The following is a 23,867-nucleotide window of genomic DNA, read 5'->3' as shown; positions in this document are numbered from 1 at the left end:
TCGACTACATCTCGGCGCGGGCGGACAGCCCAAATTCGGAGGACAGTGGTGTACATCACACCGACGAAATGGAAGTCGGCTTGAAACGAAAGGCAGCGAGATGATCGGAGCAATTATCAGCGCAATCGTCGTCGGCGCGATTATCGGCGTCCTTGCGCGACTCATCATGCCCGGTAGGCAGAACTTGAGCACCCTCATGACCGTTTTGCTCGGGATCGCCGGAGCCCTGCTCGGCTCCTGGATCACTTCGGCCTTCGGATACAGCAACGCGAACGGCGGGTTCCAGATCATCCCGTTCGTCGTGGGCGTCGTGGTGGCGATCGTGCTTATCGCGGTCTACACCGGCCTTTCGGGCCGTCGCGGCACGCCCGTCGGTCACTAGGCAGGGAACCTGGGCTCCGCCGATCGTGTCTCTCGGTCGGCGGAGCCTCTTGTTGCGTCATCGTCACCTTCGCGGGACAGGTTCGTCCCGACGCCTGTTTAGATCTTGTCGACCGACTCAGGTTTTCGAGCGACGGGGACGCGAATGAACTACCGGGCGCTGGCCTGTCGGGAACGTGAGGCATTCGCCGATCTGCTCGAAGGTTTGGCCCCGCACGAATGGAAAGCTCCGACGTTGTGCGCAGGTTGGACTGTCCGCGATGTCGCCGCCCACACCGTCGCCTACCTCGGGCAGACCCGGCTGGGACTCACCGCCGCGATGCTGGCCGCGCGAGGTCACGTGGACCGGATCAACGACCGCGCGCTGCGGGCCGGGGCGAGGCTCGGGCCTGACGAACTCTGCACCCTGATGCGGGCCGGCGTGGATCCGTCGGGCGTTGCCGCACTCTACGGCTGCCGGGTGGCGCTCATCGAGTGCCTGGTCCACCAGCAGGACATCCGGCGTCCGCTCGGACGACCGCGCACCATCCCAGCTGCCGCGCTGCTGGCATCCCTGGCGTTTGCCCGTCACAGCCCGGTCATCGGCGGGGCCTGGCGGACCCGCGGTCTGCGGCTTATTGCCACCGACGTCGACTGGTCGGCGGGCCGCGGGCTCGAGATCCACGGGCCGGGCGAGGCGCTGCTGCTGGCGATGACGGGACGGGTCGGTGCGGTCGCTGCCGAGTTACAAGGTCCAGGCGTGGCGCACCTGCGCGGACGATGACACCCACGCAGGTGGGCCGGCCGGAACAGGGGCCTCGACTTCTACCTGTGGGTCGTCACCAGGCGCAATCTGCAACCCTCAGTAGAAATCGGTGCGCGGCGGGCCGAGAAGCGGCGTCCGACCGCCCGTCGACCATCACGGCCCCGTCTCGAACGGCTTGCGATCTGTGCCGCAGGGGTGCTCCAAGGTTGTCATCCACCTACCGTGAGTAACAGGTGCGGACCGTCGACCGATCTTGAAGATGGCAGCGCAAGCAGACAACTACGCGCACCGCTGCCGTAAAGCCACCGCACTTGTGCAGGAGACGAATGCCCGCTACGACCCTGATCGCAGGCACCTGCGCACCGGAATTCACCCGGGTGCGCGATGCCTTCGCGGACAACTTCGCCCACCACAACGAGGTAGGTGCGGCTGTCGCGGTCTGGGTCGAGGGCGACCTGGTGGTCAACCTCTGGGGCGGGACTGCCGACGCGGCCGGCACCAGGCCGTGGCAGCAGGACACCCTGGCCAGCGTGTATTCCGGATCCAAGGGGCTGTTGAGCACCTGCATCCACCTGTTGGCCGACCGCGGCGAGATCGACCTCGATGCGCCGGTGGCCCGCTACTGGCCCGAGTTCGGCCAGGCCGGAAAGCAGAACATCACCATCGCCATGGTGCTGGGCCACCGCTCCGGCGTCATCGGCCCGCGCGAACCGATGGACTGGCAGCAGGTGACCGACTGGGACGCGGTCTGCGCCCGGATCGCCGCCGCGACACCATGGTGGCCGCCCGGCAGCGCACAGGGATACCAGGTGGTGACCTTCGGCTTCATCCTCGGCGAGGTGGTGCGCCGGGTCACGGGCCGCACAATCGGCCAGTACCTGCGCACCGAGATCGCCGAACCGCTCGGCGCCGACATCCACATCGGCCTGCCCGCCTGGCACCATCACCGGTGCGCGGAGATGGTGAACAAGCCGTCGGTGCGCAGCCTGCTGGCCGACAACGGCGTCAACGAACCTCCGGGTTCGCTCGGTGACCATCCGATGGCCGGCTGGGCGGTGTCGATGGACTTCGTGCCGGACGACGAACTGGGCGTGCAGGCCCTGGACCTATGGCGCACCGCCGAGTTCCCGAGCACCAACGCGCACGTCTCCGCGCTCGGCATGGCGACCTTCTACAACGCCCTGGCCCAGGAGAAACTGCTGACCCGCGAGCACATGGAGCGCTGCCGGGTCTCCCAGGGTGGATTCGACGCCGACGTGGTGCTGGGTGCGCGGGTCGCCGATCACGGCTGGGGTCTGGGCTACATGCTCAACCAACGTGGCGTCGCCGGGCCCAACACCGGCATCTTCGGGCACGGCGGGTCGGGTGGCTCGTTTGCCTTCGTCGACCTCGAGCACCGGATCGGCTACGCGTACGTGATGAACTATTTCGACGCCACCAAGTGCAATGCCGACCCGCGTACGGTCGCTTTGTCCGACGAGGTGTACTCCGCTCTCGGCGTAATTTGAGTTCTCTTCGAGGACCCGGAAACGCCATTTCACGTCGGTACGCTGGACGCCATGAACAGCGTATTGCTGGTACTCATCGTTCTCGTCATCGCCGCGATCGCGTTCGCTGTCTACAGCTCGTCGCAAGCCAACGGTCGACGCTCGGCGGAGTCCCTGGCCGACGCCAAGGCTGACGCCCGCCGGCTGATCGAGCGGCTCGGTGGGCAGGTGCTCAACCTGACCGGCTCCGACGACGCCTCCAAGCAGGCACTGGCCGACGCCTCCGAGCGCTACACCGCCGCGTCCTCACAGATCGATCAGGCCACCACTGCCAAGCAGGCCGCGCTGGCCAAGGAGAGCGCCATCGAGGGGCTCTATTACGTGCGCGCGGCCCGCACCGCGATGGGCATGGATCCGGGCCCCGAGCTGGAGTCGCTGACCGGGCAACGTTCGGCCGGCGCGGTCACCGAAGATCGCCGGATCAACTACGAGGGCCGCGAGATCGAGGCCTCCCCCACCCCGTCGGAGCGCACCCCCAACTACTACCCGGGCGGGCGGGTCGCCGGACGCCCGGTGCCCGCCGGCTGGTACTCCGAGCCGTGGTGGAAGCCGGCCCTGGTGGCCGGCGCGTGGGGCCTGGGCTCGGTGCTGCTGTTCGACGCGATGTTCTCCGGTATGCACGGGGTCGACTACGGCGCCCAGGGTTTCGAGAACGGTTACGGTGACGGCTATTCCGACGGTTTCGCGGCAGGCCAGGACGGCGGCGACGCCGGCGGTGGGTTCGATGGCGGCGACGCCGGCGGTGGCGACTGGGGCGGTACCGACGCCAGCGGCTGGGACGGCGGAGGCTTCGACGGTGGCGGCTTCGGCGACTTCGGTGGTGGTGATTTCGGGGGCTTCTGAGCCCGTGCCGCGCCGAACCTTCAGAGGCGGCTCTCCAGACGCGCCGACACACCGGCCTCCTGCAGGTCCAGGCGCTCCAGCATGGCCCGCACCGCTTCGTCCTCGATCCGGCCTTCGTCACGCTCGGTGATCAGCGCACCGCGCTGCGCCGCAAGCACGTCGCGGTACAGACCCGAGAACACCGCGGCCCGTTTGGTCAGCGCCTCGGGGTCGGGCATCTCGTCGGCGTCCTGCGAATGCCGGGCGATCACCGCGCGAATCTCGGTCACCACCCGGGGATCCAGGCCTTCGGGAGGATCCGCTTCGAACGCGTCGAGCACATCGTCGGCGGCATCGTGCACCACGCGCTCGGCCTTGAGCTCCTCCTCACGGTCGGCGGCGTGGTCGTCGCAGAACCGGGACAGGTTCAGCCGGCGGATCAGCAGGGGCAGGGTCCAGCCCTGGATCAGCAAGGTGCCCACGCTCACCGCGAACGCGATGGCCTGGATGGTGGCGCGTTCGGGGAAGGGTTCACCTGCCGCCGTGGTGGCCGGGATCGCGGCGGCCGCGGCCAACGTCACCACGCCACGCATCCCGGTCCAGGACACGACGACGTTCTCTCGCCAACTCAGCGAGCGACGGTCGATGATCCTGCGCCAGCGCGCCTTCGGCTTTCGTTTCCGCCTGCCCAGGGCCCCACGGGCCCCGTCGGGCACCGGCACGCTGAACTTGCTCTCCACGTGCCGTGACAGCTTGTTGCGCCCGAACATCAGGAACACCGACAGCGGACGGATCACCAGCACGATCAGCAGCACGATCACCGAGGCGACCGCCACGACGGCCAGCGATTCGTGCGCCTCGTTGAGGTCCTGCAGCACGAAACGCAGATGCAGACCGATGTAGGCGAATACGAACGCCTCGAGCAGCACGTCCACCGAATTCCAGACGTAGCGTTCCTGCAGTCGCGTCTGGTAGCCCGCACCCATCGCGCCGTTGCCGACCACGAAGCCCGCGACCACCACCGCGAGTACACCGGAGGCGTGCAGTTCCTCGGCGGTGATGAAGGCCGCGAACGGAACCACCAGGCCCTGAACCGTTTCCAGGCCCGGGTTGTCCAGATGCTTGCGAATCCACAGCGTCACATAGCCCAGCAAGGCCCCGACCACCGGGCCGACCGTGGCGCTGTATCCGAACAGCAGGAACGGGTTCTCGATGAAGGTATGGCTCCCGGCGACCTGGGCCACCGCGATGGAGAACAAAGTCAGCGCTGCGGCATCGTTGATCAGACTCTCGCCGGTGAGGATCGCCATCACCCGTTTGGGCAGACCGAGCTTGCGTCCCACCGCGACGGCGGTGACGGCGTCCGGCGGCGCGACGATGGCGCCGAGCACGAGCGCCAGGCCGAAGGTCAGCGGCACAAGCACCAGCCACGACGACACCGCTGCCACGGCGAAGGCCGTCACCACGACCAGTCCGACACCCAGACCGAGGATCGGGCGGATGTTGCGGAAGAACGTCGGGAAGGAGAAATCCAGGGCTGCCGAGTACAACAGCGGTGGGAGCACCACCGTCAGCAGGATGTGCGAATCAAGTTCGGGCGGTTCGAAGCCGGGCAGGAACGACACCGCGCTGCCGATCACCACGATGATCAGGGCGGGTTCCATCCCACGGCGATGCGCGATTGCTGTGACGAGGATGGCTCCGACGACGACGAGGATCAATTCCACCGGGAGATTGTCCCGTGCCGACGCCCGCGGCGCGCACTCACACCTGGCAGTCGGGGCACCAGAACAGGTTGCGGCCCTCCAGTTCTGCGGTGCGCACCGTGGCCCCGCAGACCCGGCAGGCCTCCCCCGCACGGCGATAGACATAGGTGCGGGGCCGGCCGGGACCGTAGGACGGGGCACCGTGATCGTGCTCGGGGCGGACCACGACGATCTTGCCGCGACGTACCCCGACTTTCATGAGCTCGACGAGATCGGTCCACATGGCGCTGAATTCGGCCTGCCCCACGTGTGTGCCCGGCCGGTACGGATCGATGTGGTGACGGAACAGCAATTCGCTGCGGTACACGTTGCCGACCCCGGCGATCACCGACTGGTCCATCAACAACGCGCCGATCGACCTGCGCGACTTAGTGATTCGCGCCCACGCAAGCGCCGGATCGGCGTCCTTGCGCAGCGGGTCGGGACCGAGACGGGCGACCACGTCGGCGATCTCGGGCTCCGCGATCACCTCGCACACGGTGGGGCCGCGCAGGTCGGTGCCGTACTCGGCGCCCACGATCCGCATCCGCACCTGGCCGAGCGGCAGTCCCAGCGGGACAGGTGCCTCGGTGAACGTCCCGTACAGGCCGAGATGGATGTGTACGACCCGGCCACCGGCGTAGTGGTGGAACAGGTGCTTGCCCCAGGCGTCGGCCTGCTTGAACACCTGGCCGCTGACCGCGGCCGCACCGTCGGCGAAGCGGCCCTGCGGGCTGGACACCACCACCGGTGCCCGGCCGAACCGCTTCTGGTGCAGCCGGGCCAGCCGGTGCAGGGTGTGCCCTTCGGGCATGGGTCAGGCAGGCGCGCCGGGGACCGGCGGGGCCACGTGGTCCTTCTCGTAGTCGGCGAGGATGTCGATGCGGCGCTGGTGCCGCTCGGCCTCCGACCACGGCGTCGACAGGAATGCGTCGACGATGGCCAGCGCCTCCTCCTCGGAGTGCATGCGGCCGCCCAGGCCCATCAGCTGCGCGTTGTTGTGCTCGCGGGCCAGCTTGGCGGTCTCGACGCTCCAGGCCAGGGCGCAGCGGGCGCCGGGCACCTTGTTCGCCGCGATCTGCTCACCGTTGCCCGAGCCGCCGAGCACGATGCCGAGGCTGCCCGGATCAGCGACGGTCCTGACCGCCGCGTCGATGCAGAACGCCGGGTAGTCATCATCGGCGTCGTAGGTGTAGGCACCACAGTCGATCGGCTCGTGGCCGGTCTTCTTGAGGTGCTCGATGATGGTCTGCTTGAACTCGAATCCGGCGTGGTCGGCACCGATGTAAACGCGCATGGCGGACATTCTCGCAGATGGCGCAGGACGCCCCGGGCGAACGGCTCCAGCCCGATTGTCGGCTCAGCCGATGCTGATGGCGTCGAGGCGTTCCTTGATGAAGGCCGATGAGGTCACGGGTTCCAGGCCGCCGACCTTGCCGACGGGCGGCTTCAGCGGGGTGACGACGGCGTCGTGGTTCGCCTCGTAGAAGTAGATCAGCGAAACCAGGTCTTCTTCGGGGGCATGCGGCTGGGGCGGCAGCACCCGGTGCCGGCCCGAGGGCCAGCGGCGGCCACTCCAGTACTCCAGCAGGTCACCGATGTTGACAGTGAGCGATCCCGGCTCCCACGGCGCATCCTCCCAGCCCTCCTGCTCCGAGTAGACCTGCAATCCGCCGGCGCCCGGTTCGCGGTCCAGGACCGTCACGGTGCCGAAATCGGTGTGCGGTCCGATGCGGAACTGGCCCGGCTCCGGCTCCCCCACCACGCTGACCGGCGGGTAGTGGTTGATGTTCATGGTCCAGGTCGGCCGGTCTGCCAGGGCGACAAAGGGATTGACGGACAGTCCGAGGGCGTGGGCGAACAACGCCAGCAGGTCGTCGGACACCTTCCGCATCGCGGCGGTGTACTCGTCGACCAACGTCTGCAGCGCGGGCACCTCGGCCGGCCACACGTTGGGCGCGAACCAGATCCGGTCGACCTCCGGGTCGCCGGTCGCCGTCTCGGCGCCCAGGCTGTAGCTCTCCTTCAGGTCGGGCGGCGTCTCGGTACCTTCGGCGTACCCGTTGGCCTCGGCCCCCGGCCCGATCCAGCCGTGCCCGCCGACGGGCACCGAGTAGCCCTGCTTGACCTCGTCCGGCAGCGCGAAGAACTCCCGGCTGGCCGCGCGCACCTTGGTCGCCAGGTCGGTGTCCACACCGTGGCCGGTGACGACGATGAACCCGGCGCGCTGCAGCCCGGCGTCGACCTCCGCGGCGACCGCGTCGGCCTCGGCCCCACCGGCGTACCACCGGGAGATGTCGATCGTTGCGACCGCGCTCATTCGCCGATGTCCTCCGCCCACAGATCCGGCCGCTCGGCGATGAACTCCTCCATCATCGCCACGCAGCGTTCATCGTCGAGCAGGGTAACCGCCACGCCGTGCTCGGCCAGCCAGTCGTGGCCGCCGGTGAAGGTCCGGCTCTCGCCGATCACCACGGCGCCGATGTTGAACTGTCGGACCAGGCCGCTGCAGTACCAGCACGGCGAGAGCGTCGTCACCATGATCGTGGACCGGTACCCGCGCTGGCGGCCCGCGGCCCGGAACGCGTCGGTCTCGGCATGAATCGACGGGTCGTCGTTCTGCACGCGCCGGTTGTGGCCGGCACCCAGCAAGGTTCCGTCTGAGCCGAACAAGGCTGCGCCGATGGGAATGCCGCCTTCGGCCAACCCTTTTCGGGCCTCCTCGACGGCGACGTCGAGCATCTGTTCCGGGGTCATGCCGGCACCGCCCGTTCCGCGGTGAGCCTGGACCGGCAGAGCACCAGGTAGCAGGCGCCGGCGATCAGGAACCCGACGAAGAACGTGATGTCACCCAACTGCGGGAATTCGCGCGCGATGTAGCCGACGAACTTCGCCTGGTTGCAGAACAGCGTGACCGACACCACCAGACCGATCAGGAACGACGCCAGACCGGGCCAGTTCGTGTAGGACCGGTCGTAGAGGAAGTGCGCGACGGGTGCGTCGCCGCGCAGGTACTCGTCGGCGAACACCACCCCGAGCCACGGTCCGATCCAGTACGCGATGATCAGCAGGAACGCCTCGTAGCTCGCCGCGGCGTCGGCCAGCGCCCACCAGGCGATCAGGAATCCGACCACCCCGAAGAACCCCGTGGCCAGCGCCCGGGCGATGTGATGCGGGAGCTTGATCCCGATGGTCACGAAAGCCATTGCGCCCGAGTAGATGTTGATTGCGTTGGCGGCCACCGCACCGATCGCGATCGCCAGCAGCGTCAGGCTCGCCAGCCACGGGGCCAACTCGGAGGTGAAGGCGGTGGTCGGGTTGTCCGAGACCGCAGGGCCGATGGTCACCGAGGCCGCGCCCACCGTCTGGAGCAACATGCAGGACACGAACAGCCCTGCGGCAGCGAAGAATCCGGTGCGCGGTCCGGCTTCGGACCGCGGCAGGTAACGCGTGTAGTCGGCGGCGTAGGGCGCCCAGCCCGCGACGTAACCGAATGCGGTGCCCACGGTCAGCAGGAAGCCGCCCATACCGCCGACCCCGCCGCTGACCGCGGGCGCACCGAAGTCCGCCTTGGTCAGGATCACCACGGAGGTGATCGTGAAGATGACCGCGAGCACCGGGAACGCCCACCGCTCGAAAGCCTGAACCAGGTTGTGCCCGAACACCGCCAGCGCGGTCTGCACCACGACGACGAGGACCAGTGCCAGCACGGGCGCGATGCCGAACAGGGTCGACAGTGCGAACGCGCCACTGACGCTGTTGGTGGCGAACCACCCGATGCCCGCGGTCACCGTCATCAGCAGCGAGGGCACGGCGTTGCCCTTGAAGCCGAACGCCAACCGGCCCAGCACCATCTGCGGGACACCGTGCAGGGGGCCGCGTTTGGACAGGAAGAAATGCGCGAGAGCCCCCAGGCCGGTGCCGATCCCCAGACCGGCCACCGCCTGCCAGAACGTCATGCCGTAGACGGAGACCGCCAGCACACCCAGGAAGATCGTCGCGAATTCGAGGTTCGGAGAGGTCCAGGTCCAGAACAACTGGCTGGGCCTGCCGTGCCGGTCGGCTTCGGCGATGTGCTCGTTACCGCCCGGCTCGACAGCTGCGATCCGGTCGCAGTAGGAACCGTCGGTACTGGGCTCAGCCGCTGTCATGCGTACACCGTGGCGTGAGCCGCGGTGTTACGCAACCGGAATCGCGATTTTGGGTGCGGTTCACCCCTCAGTCGAACTGGGGTGCCTCCGTGCGGGAGCGCTTGAGCTCCCAGAAATGCGGGTACGACGCGAACGTCACCGACGCATCCCAGAGCTTGCCTGCATCTTCCCCGCGGGGGATCTTCGAGAGCACCGGGCCGAAGAAGGCGACACCGTTGACGTGGATGGTCGGGGTTCCGACGTCGTCACCCACGGCGTCCATGCCCTCGTGGTGACTCTTCCGCAGTGCGTCGTCGTACTTGTCGGAGGTGGCGGCCTCGGCGAGCTCGGCCGGCAGACCGACCTCCTCCAGCGACTGCGCGATCACCTGGTCGAGGTCCTTGTTGTCCTGGTTGTGAATCCGGAAGCCCATCGCGGTGTAGAGCGGAGCGAGGATCTCCGGGCCCTTGAGCTGCTCGGCGGCAATGGCGACACGGACCGGGCCCCACGCCTTCTTCATCAGTTCCTGATAGTTCTCCGGCAGGTCACGGCCCTCGTTGAGTACGGCGAGGCTCATGACGTGGAACTGCACGTCGATATCGCGGACCTTCTCGACTTCGAGGATCCAGCGTGAGGTGATCCAGCACCACGGGCACAGTGGGTCGAACCAGAATCCGGCGGTGTCTTTCTGATCCTTCTGAGCCATCTGCGGTCCTCTCGATGTGGTTCAGGGCACAACTGCATTCAGCACAACTCTGCACCTGCGCCGAGATGTTCCCGATACGAGTAACTATCCGTGGTTGGTTTACGACAACCTTGGTGGCCGGCATGTCCGACATGCATGCTGGAGTCACGGCAGCAGCACAGGAAACGCATAGTGGGCGAATTTTTATCGAAACGTGTTGTTCCTGTGATCCTGGTAAACCACTGTTGCCCAAGTGAGCAGAGCGACGTAAGGGTTCTGCGTGATAGCTGAGGAGCTCAATATGGCCGCTCGTGCCTTCCTGGCGACCGCCGGTGCCGTCGTCGCCGCCCTCGCGTTTGCAGCCCCGGCGCAAGCCGATCCGGCGCCGGCCCCGGTCGACCCGACCGACACCTCGTTCCTGAACGCGCTGAACGACGCCGGAGTGGGCTACGGCGACCCCAACGCCGCCGTCCAGATGGGCCAGGACGTCTGTCCGATGCTGGTCGAGCCCGGCAAGGACTTCGCGTCGGTGGCCTCCCAGATGCGCGGGGACGGTGGTATGTCCCCGCAGATGGCGTCCTTCTTCACCGGCATCGCGATCCAGATGTACTGCCCGCAGATGATGTCGTCGATCGGTGACGGGTCGATCCTGAACAACCTGGGCGCGCTGAACGGACTCGCCGGGATCGCGGGCTTCCCCCAGTAGCCCGGGTCCCGCGGGCGTCCAGCCACTAGGTTGGACACGTGGCTCTTCCCAATCTCACTCGCGAACAGGCCGTCGAGCGCGCCGCTCTGGTCACTGTCGACAACTACAACGTTGTCCTCGACCTCACCGACGGCGACGGCAAGCCCGGCGAACGCACCTTCCGGTCCACCACGACTGTGACGTTCGATGCCCTCGCCGGCGCCGACACCTTCATCGACCTGGCGGCCGACACGGTCCGCGGTGCGACGCTCAACGGCGTCGCACTGGACGTCTCCGGCTACGACGAATCCGCCGGCATCGCACTTCCCGGTCTCGCCGAGCACAACACCCTGGTGGTCGATGCCGACTGCCTGTACTCCAACACCGGCGAGGGCCTGCACCGCTTCGTCGACCCTGTCGACAACGAGGTCTATCTCTACTCGCAGTTCGAGACGGCCGACGCCAAGCGGATGTTCGCCTGCTTCGATCAGCCCGATCTGAAGGCCACGTTCGATGTCCGGGTCACCGCGCCCTCGCACTGGCAGGTGATCTCCAACGGGGCGACCACCAGCGCCGATCCCGAGGGGGCGGCCACCGTGCACACGTTCGCCACCACGCCGAAGATGAGCACCTACCTGGCGGCGTTGATCGCCGGACCGTACGCGGTGTGGCGCGACGCGTACACCGACTCCCACGGCGAGATCCCGCTGGGCATCTTCTGCCGGGCCTCGCTGGCCGAGTTCATGGATGCCGACCGGCTTTTCACCGAGACCAAGCAGGGTTTCGGCTTCTACCACGAGAACTTCGGAACGCCGTACGCGTTCGGCAAGTACGACCAGCTGTTCGTGCCCGAGTTCAACGCGGGCGCCATGGAGAACGCCGGTGCGGTGACCTTCCTCGAGGACTACGTCTTCCGGTCCAAGGTGACCCGGGCCTCCTACGAGCGTCGCGCCGAGACCGTGCTGCACGAGATGGCCCACATGTGGTTCGGCGATCTGGTCACCATGCAGTGGTGGGACGACCTGTGGCTCAACGAGTCCTTCGCCACGTTCGCGTCGGTGCTCTGCCAGGCCGAGGCCACCGAATACGACACGGCGTGGACCACTTTCGCCAACGTGGAGAAGTCGTGGGCCTACCGCCAGGATCAGCTGCCCTCGACCCATCCGGTCGCCGCCGACATCCCGGACCTCGCTGCCGTCGAGGTCAACTTCGACGGCATCACCTACGCCAAGGGCGCCTCGGTGCTCAAGCAGCTGGTGGCCTACGTCGGGCTCGAAGAGTTCCTGTCCGGTTTGCGCGACTATTTCCGCGACCACGCCTTCGCCAACGCCACATTCGGCGATCTGCTGGGCGCACTGGAGAAGTCCTCGGGGCGTGACCTGTCCGGTTGGGGCCAACAATGGCTCAAGACAACGGGTTTGAACACTCTCCGGGCCGACTTCGACGTGGACGGATCGGGTGCCTTCACCCGGTTCGCCATCTCCCAGTCCGGTGCAGCGCCCGGAGCCGGCGAGACCCGGGTGCACCGGCTGGCCATCGGCATCTATGACGACGACAACTCCGGCAAGCTCGTCCGCGTGCACCGCGAGGAACTCGACGTCGAGGGCCCGATCACGGAAGTTCCAGCCCTGGTGGGCATTTCACGCGGCAAGCTGATCCTGGTCAACGACGACGACCTGACCTACTGCTCGCTGCGGCTGGACCCGGCCTCGCTGTCGACCGTGCTGTCGCGGATCGCCGACATCGCCGATCCGCTCCCCCGCACGCTGGCGTGGTCGGCAGCCTGGGAGATGACCCGCGAGGCCGAGATGAAGGCGCGCGACTTCGTCGCCCTGGTGATGAGCGGGGTGCACGCCGAGACCGAGGTCGGTGTCGCCCAGCGGCTGCTGATGCAGGCGCAGACCGCGCTGAGCTCCTACGCCGATCCCGCCTGGGCCGCCGAAATCGGCTGGCCGGCGTTCGGGGATGCACTGCTCGATCTGGCCCGCACCTCCGCGCCGGGTTCCGATCACCAACTCGCGTTCGTGAACGCGCTGTGCAGCTCGGTGCTCTCGCCGAACCACGTGGCCGTGCTGTCGACACTGCTCGACAACGAGCCGGCCGCGGTGAACATGACCGGCCTGGTGATCGACACCGATCTGCGCTGGCGGATCGTGACCGCACTGGCCCGCACCGGCGACGTCGATGCCGACGGACCCGAGACGCCGTTCATCGACGCCGAGGCCGACAACGATCCGACCGCGGCCGGCAAGCGCCAGGCCGCTGCGGCCTCGGCCGCCCGCCCACAGGACGAAGTGAAGTCCGCGGCGTGGGAGCAGGTCATCGAGGACGACACGATCGCCAACATCACCACCCGCGCGATCGTCGGCGGTTTCGTGCAGCCCGGCCAGTCCGAGCTGCTGGCGCCCTTCACGACCCGTTACTTCGCGGCGATCTCCGGGGTGTGGGAGCGACGGTCCAGCGAGGTCGCACAGACCGTGGTGATCGGTCTGTACCCGTCGTGGGACATCAGCCAGAACGGGCTTGACGCAGCGGACGCATTCCTGTCCGACCCCGAGGTGCCGCCCGCACTGCGCCGCCTGGTGATCGAGGGCCGCGCCGGTGTGGAGCGCTCGCTGCGCGCTCGCGCCTTCGACGTCAGCTAGCCCACCTGCACCGCGAGCGTGCGTGTCTGCTGCCCGACACGCCGTGTCTGAGCAGCATTCTGCGCACGCTCGCGGGCCATACGCTGTGCCGATGGCGGTCAGTCGAACCCGCGCGGCCCGGGCCGCCCGCAAACGCAAGCGCCGGATGGACCTCGTGGTGCACGACCTCACCGACGAGCAATGGGATGCCATCAAGACGGCGTGGGGCGGGTGCGCCTACTGCACCAGCACGACCGGTCCGTTCCAGAAGGACTGCGTCATGGCGATCTCGCGCGGCGGGCGCTACACCCTGGACAACGTGGTGCCTGCCTGCGCCTCGTGCAACGCCAGCAAGTGCAACTTCGAGGTCAGCACCTGGATGCGCCGCAAACGGCTCGACGAGCGTGCGTTCCTGACGCGCTATGTGGAGATCCGCAACAGCCTGACCGGCTAGGCAAGCCCGCAAAATGCAGCGAGCGTGCGTGGCCGTCTGATGACAACCACGCACGCTCGGTGACAGGTACGGAAAAATCAGGCAGGAGAAACGCCGGCCGACAGCACGCGTACCGCGCTGATCAGACCGTCGATCAAATTGCCCTCCTTGAAGGAGGCGGCAGCCGCCGAGACGCCCAGCGGAGCGGCCTCTTCGATGCCGCGGCCCTTGACGTCGGCGCCGTAGACCACCTCGATCGCGTGCTGGTCGGGTGAGACCGCGAGCAGCACCGCGTTGTTGGGGGTGGGCACCTTGGCCAGGATTTCGCGGGCCGCGGCGGCGGTGTCCGCGCCGAGGTCACCGATGTAGATGGCGAACCGGGCCTTGGCCGCACGCGAGCCGTACTTCAGCGCGTCGTCGAGCACGACCAGGTCCATCGTCGGGAACGGGTAGTGCACCGAGAGCTCACCGGGCTCGGTGACCCCGGAGATCCGGCCGCTGTAGGTCAGGGCGTAGCCGTAGGGCAGCTCCAGATCGGAGGAAGTCAGCGTCGAAACTTCACCACTTGCCACTTGCGCCGCCTCCGATCGTCACACCGTGTGAATCATGCCCACCGTGCCCGTGATCCTGCGGCTCCTCGGCAGCCCACAGGATGGGCTCGTGGGTCCACGGATCGGACATCTTGTAGGTAGCCGGATGCGGTCCCTTGCGGGTCAGGTAGATCAACGCCAGAACCACGAACAACAACAGCGGAACCCCTCCGAGGAGGGAATGGGTAAGTGCTGTGCTCACGCGCAAACCGTATCAGCCGCAATGCGGCGACGCGTCGAGAGTGCCCAGCAAGTCGGGCATCAGGCGGCGCCCTCGCCCAGATAGCGCACCCAGGCCGGGTCGAGCTCCTTGATCGTCGACAACAGCCGCCAGTGCTGGCCCTTCGGCGGCATCGGTACGCACCGCAGTGACCAGCCCAGTTCGGCCAGCAGGCGGTCGGCCTTGCGGTGGTTGCACGGCGCGCACGCCGCCACGCAGTTCTCCCAGGAGTGCTCGCCGCCGCGGCTACGCGGGATCACGTGGTCGACGGTGTCGGCACGCCCGCCGCAGTACGCGCAGCGGAAGCGGTCACGGTGCATGAGCGCAGCCCGGGTCATCGGGATGCGGGCCCGGTAGGGCACCCGAACGAAGGTGCGCAGCCGGATCACCGAGGGCACCACGATGGTCCGGGTGGCCGAGTGGATGACCGGTCCCGACGGGTCGTCGTGCACGACGTCGGCTTTGCCACACATCACCATGATCACCGCGCGCCGCAGCGGCAGCGCCGTCAGCGGTTCGTAGGTGGAGTTGAGCAGCAGCACCCGGCGCCGCCCCCACAGGGAGGCGTCAGGGGTGGTCGTCGGCAGTGCCTCGACGCTGTGCAGGGGGCGATTTGGCACATGGGGTCCCGATGGGCCGGGAATGTGGCCGGTCCGTCGCATATGGCTTTTTTTGCTGTGCGCCATGGAGCCTCCGAGGAGACAGTCCACCATGGATCCTGCGGATACGCACGAAAATTCTTTGTGTGTTCGCAGGTCAGTCCAATGAACACCAGGTGACCACGGTGCTGTGACCGGCGCCGACGTGCCGTCGGGCCACAATGGACCACAATGAACGACGTGACGCAGGTGCAGCGATCTTTCTACGACGAAGTCGGTGGGCACGAGACTTTCGCGACGATCGTGTCGCGGTTCTACGAGTTGGTGCGTGAGGACGAGATCCTGCTGCCGCTGTATCCCGAGGACGACATCGACGGCGCCGAGGAGCGGCTGCGGATGTTCCTCGAGCAGTACTGGGGTGGGCCGCGGACGTACTCCGACCAGCGTGGCCACCCACGGCTGCGGATGCGGCACGCCCCGTTCCGGATCGGGTACCTCGAGCGCGACGCCTGGTTGCGCTGCATGCACACCGCGGTCGCCTCGATCGACTCGGCGACGCTGGACGACCCGCATCGCCGCGCGTTGCTCGATTACCTGAACATGGCCGCAGACTCGATGGTGAACTCGGCGTTCTGACATGCGCCGGTGGTGGGCAGACGCGGTTTTCTATCAGGTCTATCCCCGCTCGTTCGCCGACAGCAACGGTGATGGCGTCGGTGACCTCGACGGGGTGAGTGCCGGCCTGGACCATCTTGCGGCGCTCGGTGTCGACGCCCTGTGGCTCAACCCGGTGATGGTGTCGCCGATGGCCGACCACGGCTATGACGTCGCCGACCCGCGCGATGTCGACCCGCTGTTCGGCGGCATCGACGCCTTGGATCGCCTGCTCGATGCCGCTCACGCCCGCGGGATCCGGGTCACCATGGACCTGGTGCCCAACCACACCAGTTCGGCACACCCGTGGTTCGTCCAGGCCCTGGCCGATCCGAGCCTTCGCGATCGCTACATCTTCCGCGACGGCCGCGGCCCGCGCGGTTACGCGCCGCCCAACAACTGGGTGTCGGTGTTCGGCGGCCCGGCATGGACCCGCGTCACCGAACCCGACGGCACCCCGGGCCAGTGGTATCTGCACCTGTTCGACCCCGCCCAGCCCGACCTGAACTGGAACCACCCCGAGGTGTTCGAGGATCTGGAGAAGACGCTGCGGTTCTGGCTCGATCGTGGGGTCGACGGGTTCCGTATCGACGTGGCCCACGGCATGGCCAAGCCACCCGAGCTGCCGGACATGGCCGTCACCGACACCGCGCTGCTGCGAAACAGCGACGACGATCCGCGATTCGACAACGACAGCGTGCACGACATCCACCGGTTCATCCGGACCGTCCTCGACGACTATCCCGACGCGGTGGCCGTCGGCGAGGTGTGGGTGCACGGCAACGAGCGCTTCGCCAAGTACCTGCGCCCCGACGAGCTGCACCTGGGTTTCAATTTCCGTCTGGTGCAAGCCGATTTCGACGCCAGCGAGGTCCACGACGCGATCGACAACGCGATCGCCGCGGCCAACCTCGCCGGTGCGACACCCACGTGGACCCTGTCCAACCACGACGTGGAACGCGAGGTCACCCGCTACGGCGGCGGACCCCGCGGAGTGGCGCGGGCGCGGGCGATGGCCCTGGTGATGCTGGCGCTGCCGGGTGCGGTATTCGTCTACAACGGCGAGGAACTCGGGCTGCCCAACGTCGACCTGCCTGACGAAGTACTCCAGGATCCGGTGTGGGAGCGCTCCGGTCACACCGAACGCGGTCGGGACGGGTGCCGGGTGCCGATGCCGTGGTCGGGTGACATACCGCCGTTCGGGTTCTCCTCGAGCGCCGACACCTGGCTGCCGATGCCCGCCGACTGGGCGTCGTTGACGGTGCAGCGTCAGCAGGCCGACCCGGCGTCGACGCTGGAGTTCTACCGGCGGGCCATCCGATTACGCTCCGGCCGTGCGGAATTCACCGGTAGCCGGATCGAGCTGTACACCGCCGGCGAGGTTCTGACGTTGCGGCGCGAAGGTGGCCTGATGTGCGTGCTCAACACCGGCGCGGGGCCGGCACCCTTGCCGCCCGGTGACGTGCTGCTGAGCAGTGGTGAGCTGACAGCGGGCCTGCTACCCGCCGACACCGCCGCCTGGCTGATCCAGCAGTAGGGCCTCAGCGCGCCGCCCGCAGGCGATCATCCAGCGTCGACATCAACTGGGCCACCGGGCTTCTGCCGGTCGGCGCGGCCGGATAGCGGCAGAGCACATCGACCAGGACCGGAGTGGCCCGCTGCACAGCCCGCCGCAGCGCGTTGTCCCGGGCTTCGGGGCCGCCATCGATCTCGGCTATCCGTGCGGTGTTCGCCGCGGCCCGCAGAATGTGGCCGACCTGATGAGCTTTCGCGATCGGATGCAGATAGGCGGCGGAGGCCGCGTCACCGGCTGCCTGCGCCGCCAGACGCGCGGCGTCGGTGTCGGCGCCCGCTGCTGCCCGGTGAGCATCCAGCGAGGCGACCCGCTGCTCCTGGCTTCTGGGCGCACCGTTGACGAACCGCCACGCAGCGGTGATGGCTGCTCGCGGCCGGGAGTCGCCGGGGTGAGTGCCCTCGAATACGCCGAGCACCTCTTCCGCCGTCTCGGTCACATGTCGAGCGACGACTCGCAACTCGTCCATGCTCAGCTCGAAGTCGTCCGATGTCACGTGGACCGCCCGGTGCTCAACCCAGGATCAGCGCGGCGCTGTCGCGACGGCGGTACACCGAGCCGAATCGGGCGTCGATGCGCAACCACGACGGGTGCGCGCGGACCCGGACGATCTCCTGCTCGCTGACCTCGCTACCCGTCTGCGGCAGAAACCCCATGGCCGTCAACGCGAAGACACATCGCATCGGCACGCCGACGCTGTGATCGCCTGCGCTGACGGCGATCACCTCCTGGTCGAGCAGCGAGACCGGCGGCCCGTGGGCGCTGCCGTGCTCGCGAGCCAGCGCACCGCCCTGCTGGGCCAAATCGAGCATCACCCGCGCCGGGATGTCGTCGAGGTGGACGAATCCGTCCTCGGGTGGCAGGCCACCGCGCCATGCCGAGTCCATCGGGAATCCGGGGTCGACGTATCCGTCTGCGGCAGAGGCTAATCCGGTCATCAGCGCGTCGGCTCCCGCCGACAGGTCCGACGGGCGCACCCGCCCGGTCACCACCCGGCTGGCCAGTACCTCCAGCCCGGTCGCCACCCAGGCCACGGCTGTGCCGCCGCTGCCCTGCCCGCCGGTGCGCTCCCGCAATCGCACCACCGCGGCGTCGTCCAACCGCAGGGCACGGTCGAGGAACGTCGCGAGATCCTCTCGGTCGCGCGGATCGTCGATCCACAGGCCGCGCTCCGAGATGGTCATCGCAGGTGGCTCTCCAGGTAGCCGCGCTGGTCGGCCGTCAGACGTTCCAGCCGTTGCTCGGCGATGTGTACCGCGGCCAGTTGGGTCTCGCCGATCACCGACGGCTTGGAGTCGGGTGCGGCATTCAGCGAGCGCACCTCGTAGCCGATGGTGAAGTCGACGGCCCGCACCCGCTTGGACCACATCGTCACCTGCAGCGGCGAGTCCACCAGCCGCAGCTGGCCCTTGTAGGAGATGTTGACCTCGGCGATCAGCAGGCCGATGGTCTCGATCGTGGCACCGAACGGCTCACGGAGAAACGGAATCCGGGCCTCTTCGAGAATCGTCACCATGGTGGCGTGATTGATGTGCCGGTACATGTCGATGTCCGACCAGCGCACATGCACCGGCGTTGTGAAGCTCACGCAGTTGTTCCCGTTCCACTCGTTCGTGTCATGCTGCGGATCTGCCGCGCCGCCACAGACAGCGTCGCCAGATCCTGCTCACCATCTTGGTATATCTCGGTCAGCGTGCGACGGGCGCGGGTCACCCGGGAGCTGTTGGTCAGCTCCCACTCGGCGATCTTCTCCTCGCCGGTCTCGTCGGGTTCGCCGACGGCGAGCACGTCGAAGCACAGGGCCCGAAGTGAGCCGTAGATGTCGTCGCGAATCGCCAACCGCGCCAAGGAATGCCAACGGTCGTCGCGGCCCAGCCGGGACACCGCGGTGAGCAGCCCGTCGGCACCCAGGCGATCCATCAGTGCGAAGTAGGTGTCCGCAACCTCCACGGCGTCACGGTCCACGATGTCGGAGATGTCGATCACGTCGAGCAGGCTGTACTGATAGAGCCCGGTCGCCACCGCATACGCGAGTTCGTCGGACACTCCTTGCGCGGAGAACTCCCCGGCCTCTTTCTCGACGATGGCCTTGTCGTCGCCCCGCAGCCATTGCGGCATGTGCGGTCGCAGGTCGGACACCTTCGCGGCGAACCGGTTGATCTCCGCGCCGACTGCCAGTGGCTGCGGACGGTAGTTGAGCAGCCAGCGCCCGGCCCGGTCTACCAGCCGGCGCAGATCCAGGGTCATCCGGTCGGTCACGAACACCGGGACGCCTTCGTCGCCGGCGGCCCGGATCTGGCGCCACACCTTGCCGATCCCGAAGATGGCGTCGGTGGCGACATAGCTGCGCACCGCGTCCACCGGGCCGACGCCGACATCCTCGGTGATGCGGTAGGCGTAGCTGATCCCGCTCGTGTCGACGAGATCGTTGACGAGCATGGTGGTGACGATCTCCCGGCGCAGTTGGTGCGACCGGATCTCACCGGTGAACTGTTGGCGCAGCTTCTCCGGGAAATATCTCGGCAGCCGGGACGCGAACACCTCCTGCTCGGGCAGGTCGCTGGCCATCACGTCATCTTTGAGATTGAGTTTGACGTGGGCCATCAGGGTGGCCAACTCCGGTGAGGTCAAACCGATTCCGGCATCGGCGCGCCGCCTGATCTCCTTCTCCGAGGGCAGCGCCTCCAACTCGCGGTTGAGTCCGCGGTTGGCCACGAACTCCTTGATCATCCGGGCGTGCACCGAGAGCATGCTCGCGGCGTTGGCCCGGCTGGTCCCCATCAGGTCGTTCTGGTCCTTGTTGTCGGTGAGCACGAGGACACCGACCTCGTCGGTCATCGACAGCAACAACTCGGTGCGTTCCGCGGGATCGACCTTGCCCGCGGTGACCAGCGAGTCGATCAGGATCTTGATGTTGACCTCGTGGTCGGAGCAGTCCACGCCCGCGGAGTTGTCCAGCGCATCGGTGTTGATCCGTCCGCCGGCCAGGTCGAATTCGATGCGCCCGAGCGACGTCACACCCAGGTTGCCGCCTTCGCCGATGACCTTGGCCCGCACCTCGTTTCCGCACACCCGGATCTGGTCGTTGGCGCGGTCGCCGACGTCGGCCTCGGTCTCGGCCTTCACGTAGGTGCCGATACCGCCGTTCCACAGCAGGTCCACCGGCGCCTTGAGAATGGCCTTCATCAAGGCGGGTGGCGTGAGTTCGGCTGTGTCACCGTCGATCCCAAGTGCCTCGCGGGCCTGCGGGCTGATCGGGATGGACTTCTGCTGACGGCTGAAGACGCCGCCGCCCTCGCTGATCAGCTTGGTGTCGTAGTCCTCCCAGCTGGACCGCGGCAGCGCGAACAGGCGCTTGCGCTCCACCCAGGACACCGCCGCGTCCGGGTTGGGATCGACGAAGATGTGCCGGTGGTCGAAGGCTGCGATCAGCCTGATGTGCTTCGACAGCAGCATGCCGTTGCCGAACACGTCACCGCTCATGTCGCCGACGCCGACGACGGTGAAGTCCTGGCTCTGGGTGTCCACCCCCATCTCTCGGAAGTGCCGCTTCACCGACTCCCACGCCCCCTTGGCGGTGATGCCCATGGCCTTGTGGTCGTAACCGATGGAACCGCCCGAGGCGAACGCGTCGCCCAGCCAGAACCCGTAGGACTTGGCGACCTCGTTGGCGATGTCGGAGAACGTGGCCGTGCCCTTGTCGGCCGCGACCACCAGATAGGCGTCCTCCCCGTCGCGGCGCACCACATCGGGCGGAGTGACGACGGCACCGGTCCCCTTGTCGACGTTGTCGGTCACGTCGAGCAGTCCGGAGATGAAGAGTTGGTAGCACGCAACGCCTTCGGCGCGCGTCGCCTCGCGGTCCACGGCGGCGTCGCCGGTCAGCTCGGGCGGTCGTTTGACGACGAAACCGCCCTTGGCCCCGACCGGGACGATGACCGCGTTCTTCACCGCCTGGGCCTTGACGAGACCGAGGATCTCGGTGCGGAAGTCCTCACGGCGGTCCGACCAACGCAGCCCGCCGCGGGCCACGAACCCGAACCGAAGATGCACGCCCTCGACCCGCGGCGAGTACACGAAGATCTCGAACTTGGGCCGCGGCAGCGGCAGCTCGTTGATCAGGCCGGGGTTCAGCTTCATCGCCACCACACCGCGTTGCCGCGCCGAACTCGGCTGCTGCACGAAGTAGTTGGTACGCAGCGTGGCCTGGATCAGGGTGGCGAAGGCACGCAGCACCCGGTCGGTGTCCAGGCTGACCAGGGCGTCGATGTCGGCGGCGACGGCCGCGGCCGCTCCCTGGGCGTCCCGGGAGCTCGCGGTGTCCTCGGACGGGTCGAACAGCGCTTCGAAAAGTTGCACCAAAGACCGTGTGGTGTGGGGGTTCTCGTTGACCACCGACTCGATGTGCGACTGGCTGTAGGGAAAACCCGCCTGGCGCAGGTATTTCGCGTAGGCGCGCAGGATGACGACCTGCTGCCAGGTCAGATCCGCGCGCAGCACCAGTTCGTTGAACCGGTCCACCTCTACCCACCCGTGCCAGATGGCGGTCACCGCGTCGGCGAACCGCTGGGCGGTGGCCTCCCGCGAGGCCGCGTCGGGTTCATCGGGGATACCGCGCTGCCTGGCGACCTTGAACTGGTAGATCCAGACCGGCAGGCCGTCGGCCCGGCGCACGGTGTACGGACGCTCCTCGAGGACCACGACACCCATCGACTGCAGCATCGGCAACAGCTCGCTCAGTGAGGCCGACTGTCCGCCGAGGTACCAGGTGAGCTGGGCCGGCCCGTCGTCCCCGCCTTCGGCGAACACCAACTTCACCGAATTGTCCTGCAGCCCTTCGATGATCGCGATATCTCCGATGGCATCCGCCGGCGGGACAGCCTGTTTGTAGTCTTCCGGGAACGCCGTCGCGTAGTGCTCGACGGCGGCGGGGCTGAGCGACGCGTGCGCCGCGGCGCTGGTCATCCGGTCGCCCCAGTTGCGGGTCGCCTCGGTCAGCAGGTTCTGGATCCGGTTCTCGTTCTCGGTGGAGGTGTCCACACTGTGCGAAACCGTGCCGTCGGGCAGCCGGACCGTGAAATGAACTACCGCCCAGGGTGATTCGCTGACCCTGGCGGAGTAGTCGATGCTCTCACCACCGAGTTCGCGCACGAGGATGTCCTGCATCTCCAGGCGCACCGCGGTGGTGTAGCGGTCTCGCGGCAGGTACACCAGGCAGGACACGAAGTGCGCCAGTTGGTCCGCGCGCAGGAACAGCAGAGTACGGCGCCGCGACCCCAGGTCCACCACGGTCAGCGCCATGTCCAGCAGCTGCTTGGAGCTCAGCGCGAACAGCTCGGGGCGCGGGATGGTCTGGACGATGTCGCGCAGCAGCTGGGCGGGATGGCTGGGATCGCGCCGCGCCATGGCCAGCGCCTCCTCGACCCGCCGCGAGATCAACGGGATGTCCAGCACGTTGGCGTTCATCGCGGCCATGGTGAACAGGCCCACGAACCGGTGCTCGACGATGCGGGCCCCGCTCTCGCGCACCACGACGATGTAGGGGTAGGCGCCGTAGCGCACATAGCTCGGCATCGTCGCCTGGGCCAGCACCATCAGGTCGTCGGGTGCGGTCAGCGGCGGGAGTACGTCGTCGCGCAGCTTGAGCACGCCGAGCCGGCTGGCCGGATCCACCGCGGCCTGCCCGTCCCCGATCACACACTGCTGGTAGCCGAGCAGCACGAAGTGGCCGTCTGACAGCCAGCGCAGCAGCGCGGCGACGTCGCGACGGTCGGCGTTGGGAAATCGGCCCTCGACATCGGTGGCCACATCGTTGGCCAGGGCGTGCAACGCGGCGCCCATGGCCGCGGAGTCCAGCCCGATCTGGCGGGCCTCGGCGAGCACCCCGGGCAACAGCCCGACCACCTCGGTGAGCGCCGGACCGTCGGCCGCCCCGCTGACCGGGACCAGGATCCAGCACTCATCGACGCCGTCGACGCCGGTGGCCTCGGCCGCGGGCTGGAAATCGAGCAGCACCCCGTCGGCGTCGCGGTGCACCCGGAAGACCGGGTTCATGATGGCCGGGTAGGCGATGCCGTGGCGGTGCAGCAGCACCGTCACCGAGTCGACCAGCATCGCGGCCTGCTCGGTGACGATCTGCAGCGCCGGACCGGAGTCACCGTCGCCCGGATACACGTAGACCTTGGTCTCCCCCGGTGCCCGCTGGCCGCCCAACGCGTAGTGGGCCGCCAGCGTGGCATCGGAGACCAGTCGTTCGGCCACCGTGGCCTGAGGGCCGGTGGCCGCGACGCCCGGCGCGTCGGCCTGCGGAGCCCGGTAGGTGGACAGGAAGGCCACAGCGAGCCGGTGGATCACCTCAGGCGGGGCCTGCGAGCCATCCCGGCCGCTAATTCCCTGTCCCCGAAGAGCTCCCGGTTCGGCCGTCATACGGATCA

23 protein-coding genes are annotated in these 23,867 nt (G+C 67.7%); 9 read left to right on the top strand and 14 right to left on the bottom strand.

The features are described 5' to 3' along the window. Positions 1 to 100: 100 nt before the first annotated feature. The 4 genes from ACNQR1_RS14630 to ACNQR1_RS14615 all read left to right on the top strand — a co-directional run bounded on the left by ACNQR1_RS14630 (position 101) and on the right by ACNQR1_RS14615 (position 3,516). Complete coding sequence (locus ACNQR1_RS14630; protein ID WP_039380771.1) at positions 101 to 382, top strand: GlsB/YeaQ/YmgE family stress response membrane protein; 282 nt, start codon at positions 101 to 103, stop codon at positions 380 to 382. 144 nt (positions 383 to 526) lie between these two features. Continuing rightward, a complete protein-coding gene (locus tag ACNQR1_RS14625; RefSeq protein ID WP_418046940.1) occupies positions 527 to 1,144 on the top strand; it encodes a maleylpyruvate isomerase family mycothiol-dependent enzyme in 618 nt (205 codons plus the stop codon). Between the two features lie 308 nt (positions 1,145 to 1,452). After that, entirely contained in the window at positions 1,453 to 2,634 is a 1,182-nt protein-coding gene (locus tag ACNQR1_RS14620; protein WP_418046939.1) for a serine hydrolase domain-containing protein, read from the top strand. Between the two features lie 51 nt (positions 2,635 to 2,685). Beyond that, positions 2,686 to 3,516: a DUF1542 domain-containing protein gene (locus ACNQR1_RS14615; RefSeq protein WP_418046938.1), complete on the top strand. Its 831-nt coding sequence runs from the start codon at positions 2,686 to 2,688 to the stop codon at positions 3,514 to 3,516. Between the two features lie 20 nt (positions 3,517 to 3,536). On the opposite strand, the gene ACNQR1_RS14610 is transcribed toward ACNQR1_RS14615, so the two are convergent. From ACNQR1_RS14610 to ACNQR1_RS14580, 7 genes are all read right to left on the bottom strand, one after another. Next, on the bottom strand, positions 3,537 to 5,222 hold the full coding sequence (locus ACNQR1_RS14610; protein ID WP_418046937.1) for a cation:proton antiporter: 1,686 nt from the start codon (positions 5,220 to 5,222) through the stop codon (positions 3,537 to 3,539). A 37-nt stretch (positions 5,223 to 5,259) separates the two neighbouring features. Continuing rightward, on the bottom strand, positions 5,260 to 6,054 hold the full coding sequence (locus tag ACNQR1_RS14605; RefSeq protein WP_418046936.1) for an Fpg/Nei family DNA glycosylase: 795 nt from the start codon (positions 6,052 to 6,054) through the stop codon (positions 5,260 to 5,262). Positions 6,055 to 6,057: 3 nt separating this feature from the next. Then, positions 6,058 to 6,537, bottom strand: coding sequence for a ribose-5-phosphate isomerase (locus ACNQR1_RS14600; RefSeq protein WP_418046935.1), 480 nt, complete (start codon positions 6,535 to 6,537; stop codon positions 6,058 to 6,060). Between the two features lie 63 nt (positions 6,538 to 6,600). Further along, complete coding sequence (locus ACNQR1_RS14595; protein WP_418046934.1) at positions 6,601 to 7,560, bottom strand: isopenicillin N synthase family dioxygenase; 960 nt, start codon at positions 7,558 to 7,560, stop codon at positions 6,601 to 6,603. Then, positions 7,557 to 7,997 (bottom strand): nucleoside deaminase, encoded by a 441-nt coding sequence (locus tag ACNQR1_RS14590; protein WP_418046933.1) that lies wholly within the window; start codon positions 7,995 to 7,997, stop codon positions 7,557 to 7,559. Before ACNQR1_RS14590 ends, ACNQR1_RS14595 begins: the two co-directional genes overlap by 4 nt. Beyond that, complete coding sequence (locus ACNQR1_RS14585; RefSeq protein ID WP_418046932.1) at positions 7,994 to 9,391, bottom strand: purine-cytosine permease family protein; 1,398 nt, start codon at positions 9,389 to 9,391, stop codon at positions 7,994 to 7,996. The genes ACNQR1_RS14590 and ACNQR1_RS14585 overlap by 4 nt, the downstream gene beginning before the upstream one ends. 67 nt (positions 9,392 to 9,458) lie before the next feature. Beyond that, positions 9,459 to 10,076 (bottom strand): DsbA family protein, encoded by a 618-nt coding sequence (locus tag ACNQR1_RS14580; protein ID WP_418046931.1) that lies wholly within the window; start codon positions 10,074 to 10,076, stop codon positions 9,459 to 9,461. A 280-nt stretch (positions 10,077 to 10,356) separates the two neighbouring features. Here ACNQR1_RS14580 and ACNQR1_RS14575 point away from each other — a divergent pair, with 280 nt between their 5' ends. The 3 genes from ACNQR1_RS14575 (at position 10,357) to ACNQR1_RS14565 (ending at position 13,818) form a co-directional block, all read left to right on the top strand. Then, the gene (locus tag ACNQR1_RS14575; protein ID WP_418046930.1) at positions 10,357 to 10,761 is read left to right on the top strand and encodes a DUF732 domain-containing protein; all 405 of its coding nucleotides are present in this window, start codon (positions 10,357 to 10,359) and stop codon (positions 10,759 to 10,761) included. 38 nt (positions 10,762 to 10,799) lie between these two features. Continuing rightward, complete coding sequence (pepN, locus tag ACNQR1_RS14570) at positions 10,800 to 13,385, top strand: aminopeptidase N (RefSeq protein WP_418046929.1); 2,586 nt, start codon at positions 10,800 to 10,802, stop codon at positions 13,383 to 13,385. Positions 13,386 to 13,476: 91 nt separating this feature from the next. Beyond that, entirely contained in the window at positions 13,477 to 13,818 is a 342-nt protein-coding gene (locus ACNQR1_RS14565; protein ID WP_418046928.1) for an HNH endonuclease, read from the top strand. A 77-nt stretch (positions 13,819 to 13,895) separates the two neighbouring features. Here ACNQR1_RS14565 and ACNQR1_RS14560 read toward each other — a convergent pair whose 3' ends face one another. Genes ACNQR1_RS14560 through ACNQR1_RS14550 form a run of 3 tightly spaced genes read right to left on the bottom strand, consistent with a single transcriptional unit; the run spans position 13,896 to position 15,293 of the window. Further along, complete coding sequence (locus ACNQR1_RS14560; RefSeq protein ID WP_418046927.1) at positions 13,896 to 14,369, bottom strand: DUF5130 domain-containing protein; 474 nt, start codon at positions 14,367 to 14,369, stop codon at positions 13,896 to 13,898. Next, the gene (locus tag ACNQR1_RS14555; RefSeq protein WP_418046926.1) at positions 14,356 to 14,589 is read right to left on the bottom strand and encodes a hypothetical protein; all 234 of its coding nucleotides are present in this window, start codon (positions 14,587 to 14,589) and stop codon (positions 14,356 to 14,358) included. The genes ACNQR1_RS14560 and ACNQR1_RS14555 overlap by 14 nt, the downstream gene beginning before the upstream one ends. A gap of 59 nt (positions 14,590 to 14,648) precedes the next feature. Next, positions 14,649 to 15,293, bottom strand: coding sequence for an HNH endonuclease (locus tag ACNQR1_RS14550; RefSeq protein ID WP_418046925.1), 645 nt, complete (start codon positions 15,291 to 15,293; stop codon positions 14,649 to 14,651). 162 nt (positions 15,294 to 15,455) lie between these two features. Here ACNQR1_RS14550 and ACNQR1_RS14545 point away from each other — a divergent pair, with 162 nt between their 5' ends. Both ACNQR1_RS14545 and ACNQR1_RS14540 read left to right on the top strand, forming a co-directional pair. Further along, positions 15,456 to 15,842, top strand: a complete 387-nt coding sequence (locus ACNQR1_RS14545) for a globin (protein WP_418050371.1) — start codon at positions 15,456 to 15,458, stop codon at positions 15,840 to 15,842. Between the two features lies 1 nt (position 15,843). Further along, complete coding sequence (locus tag ACNQR1_RS14540; protein ID WP_418046924.1) at positions 15,844 to 17,397, top strand: glycoside hydrolase family 13 protein; 1,554 nt, start codon at positions 15,844 to 15,846, stop codon at positions 17,395 to 17,397. Between the two features lie 4 nt (positions 17,398 to 17,401). Here ACNQR1_RS14540 and ACNQR1_RS14535 read toward each other — a convergent pair whose 3' ends face one another. The 4 genes from ACNQR1_RS14535 to ACNQR1_RS14520 are packed head-to-tail and all read right to left on the bottom strand — an operon-like array spanning position 17,402 to position 23,859. Continuing rightward, positions 17,402 to 17,902 carry a putative immunity protein gene (locus tag ACNQR1_RS14535; protein ID WP_418050370.1) on the bottom strand — a complete coding sequence of 167 codons (501 nt, stop codon included), beginning with the start codon at positions 17,900 to 17,902 and terminating at the stop codon, positions 17,402 to 17,404. 43 nt (positions 17,903 to 17,945) lie between these two features. Continuing rightward, positions 17,946 to 18,617 (bottom strand): hypothetical protein, encoded by a 672-nt coding sequence (locus tag ACNQR1_RS14530; protein ID WP_418046923.1) that lies wholly within the window; start codon positions 18,615 to 18,617, stop codon positions 17,946 to 17,948. Further along, positions 18,614 to 19,021 carry an acyl-CoA thioesterase gene (locus ACNQR1_RS14525; protein WP_418046922.1) on the bottom strand — a complete coding sequence of 136 codons (408 nt, stop codon included), beginning with the start codon at positions 19,019 to 19,021 and terminating at the stop codon, positions 18,614 to 18,616. The genes ACNQR1_RS14530 and ACNQR1_RS14525 overlap by 4 nt, the downstream gene beginning before the upstream one ends. Beyond that, positions 19,018 to 23,859, bottom strand: a complete 4,842-nt coding sequence (locus tag ACNQR1_RS14520; RefSeq protein ID WP_418046921.1) for an NAD-glutamate dehydrogenase — start codon at positions 23,857 to 23,859, stop codon at positions 19,018 to 19,020. Before ACNQR1_RS14520 ends, ACNQR1_RS14525 begins: the two co-directional genes overlap by 4 nt. Positions 23,860 to 23,867 lie beyond the last annotated feature (8 nt).

Source organism: Mycobacterium sp. 48b, assembly GCF_048282725.1.
Classification (GTDB): domain Bacteria; phylum Actinomycetota; class Actinomycetes; order Mycobacteriales; family Mycobacteriaceae; genus Mycobacterium.
Note: the sequence above shows the minus strand (reverse complement) of the source record. Positions and strands in the feature narration are given on the sequence as shown.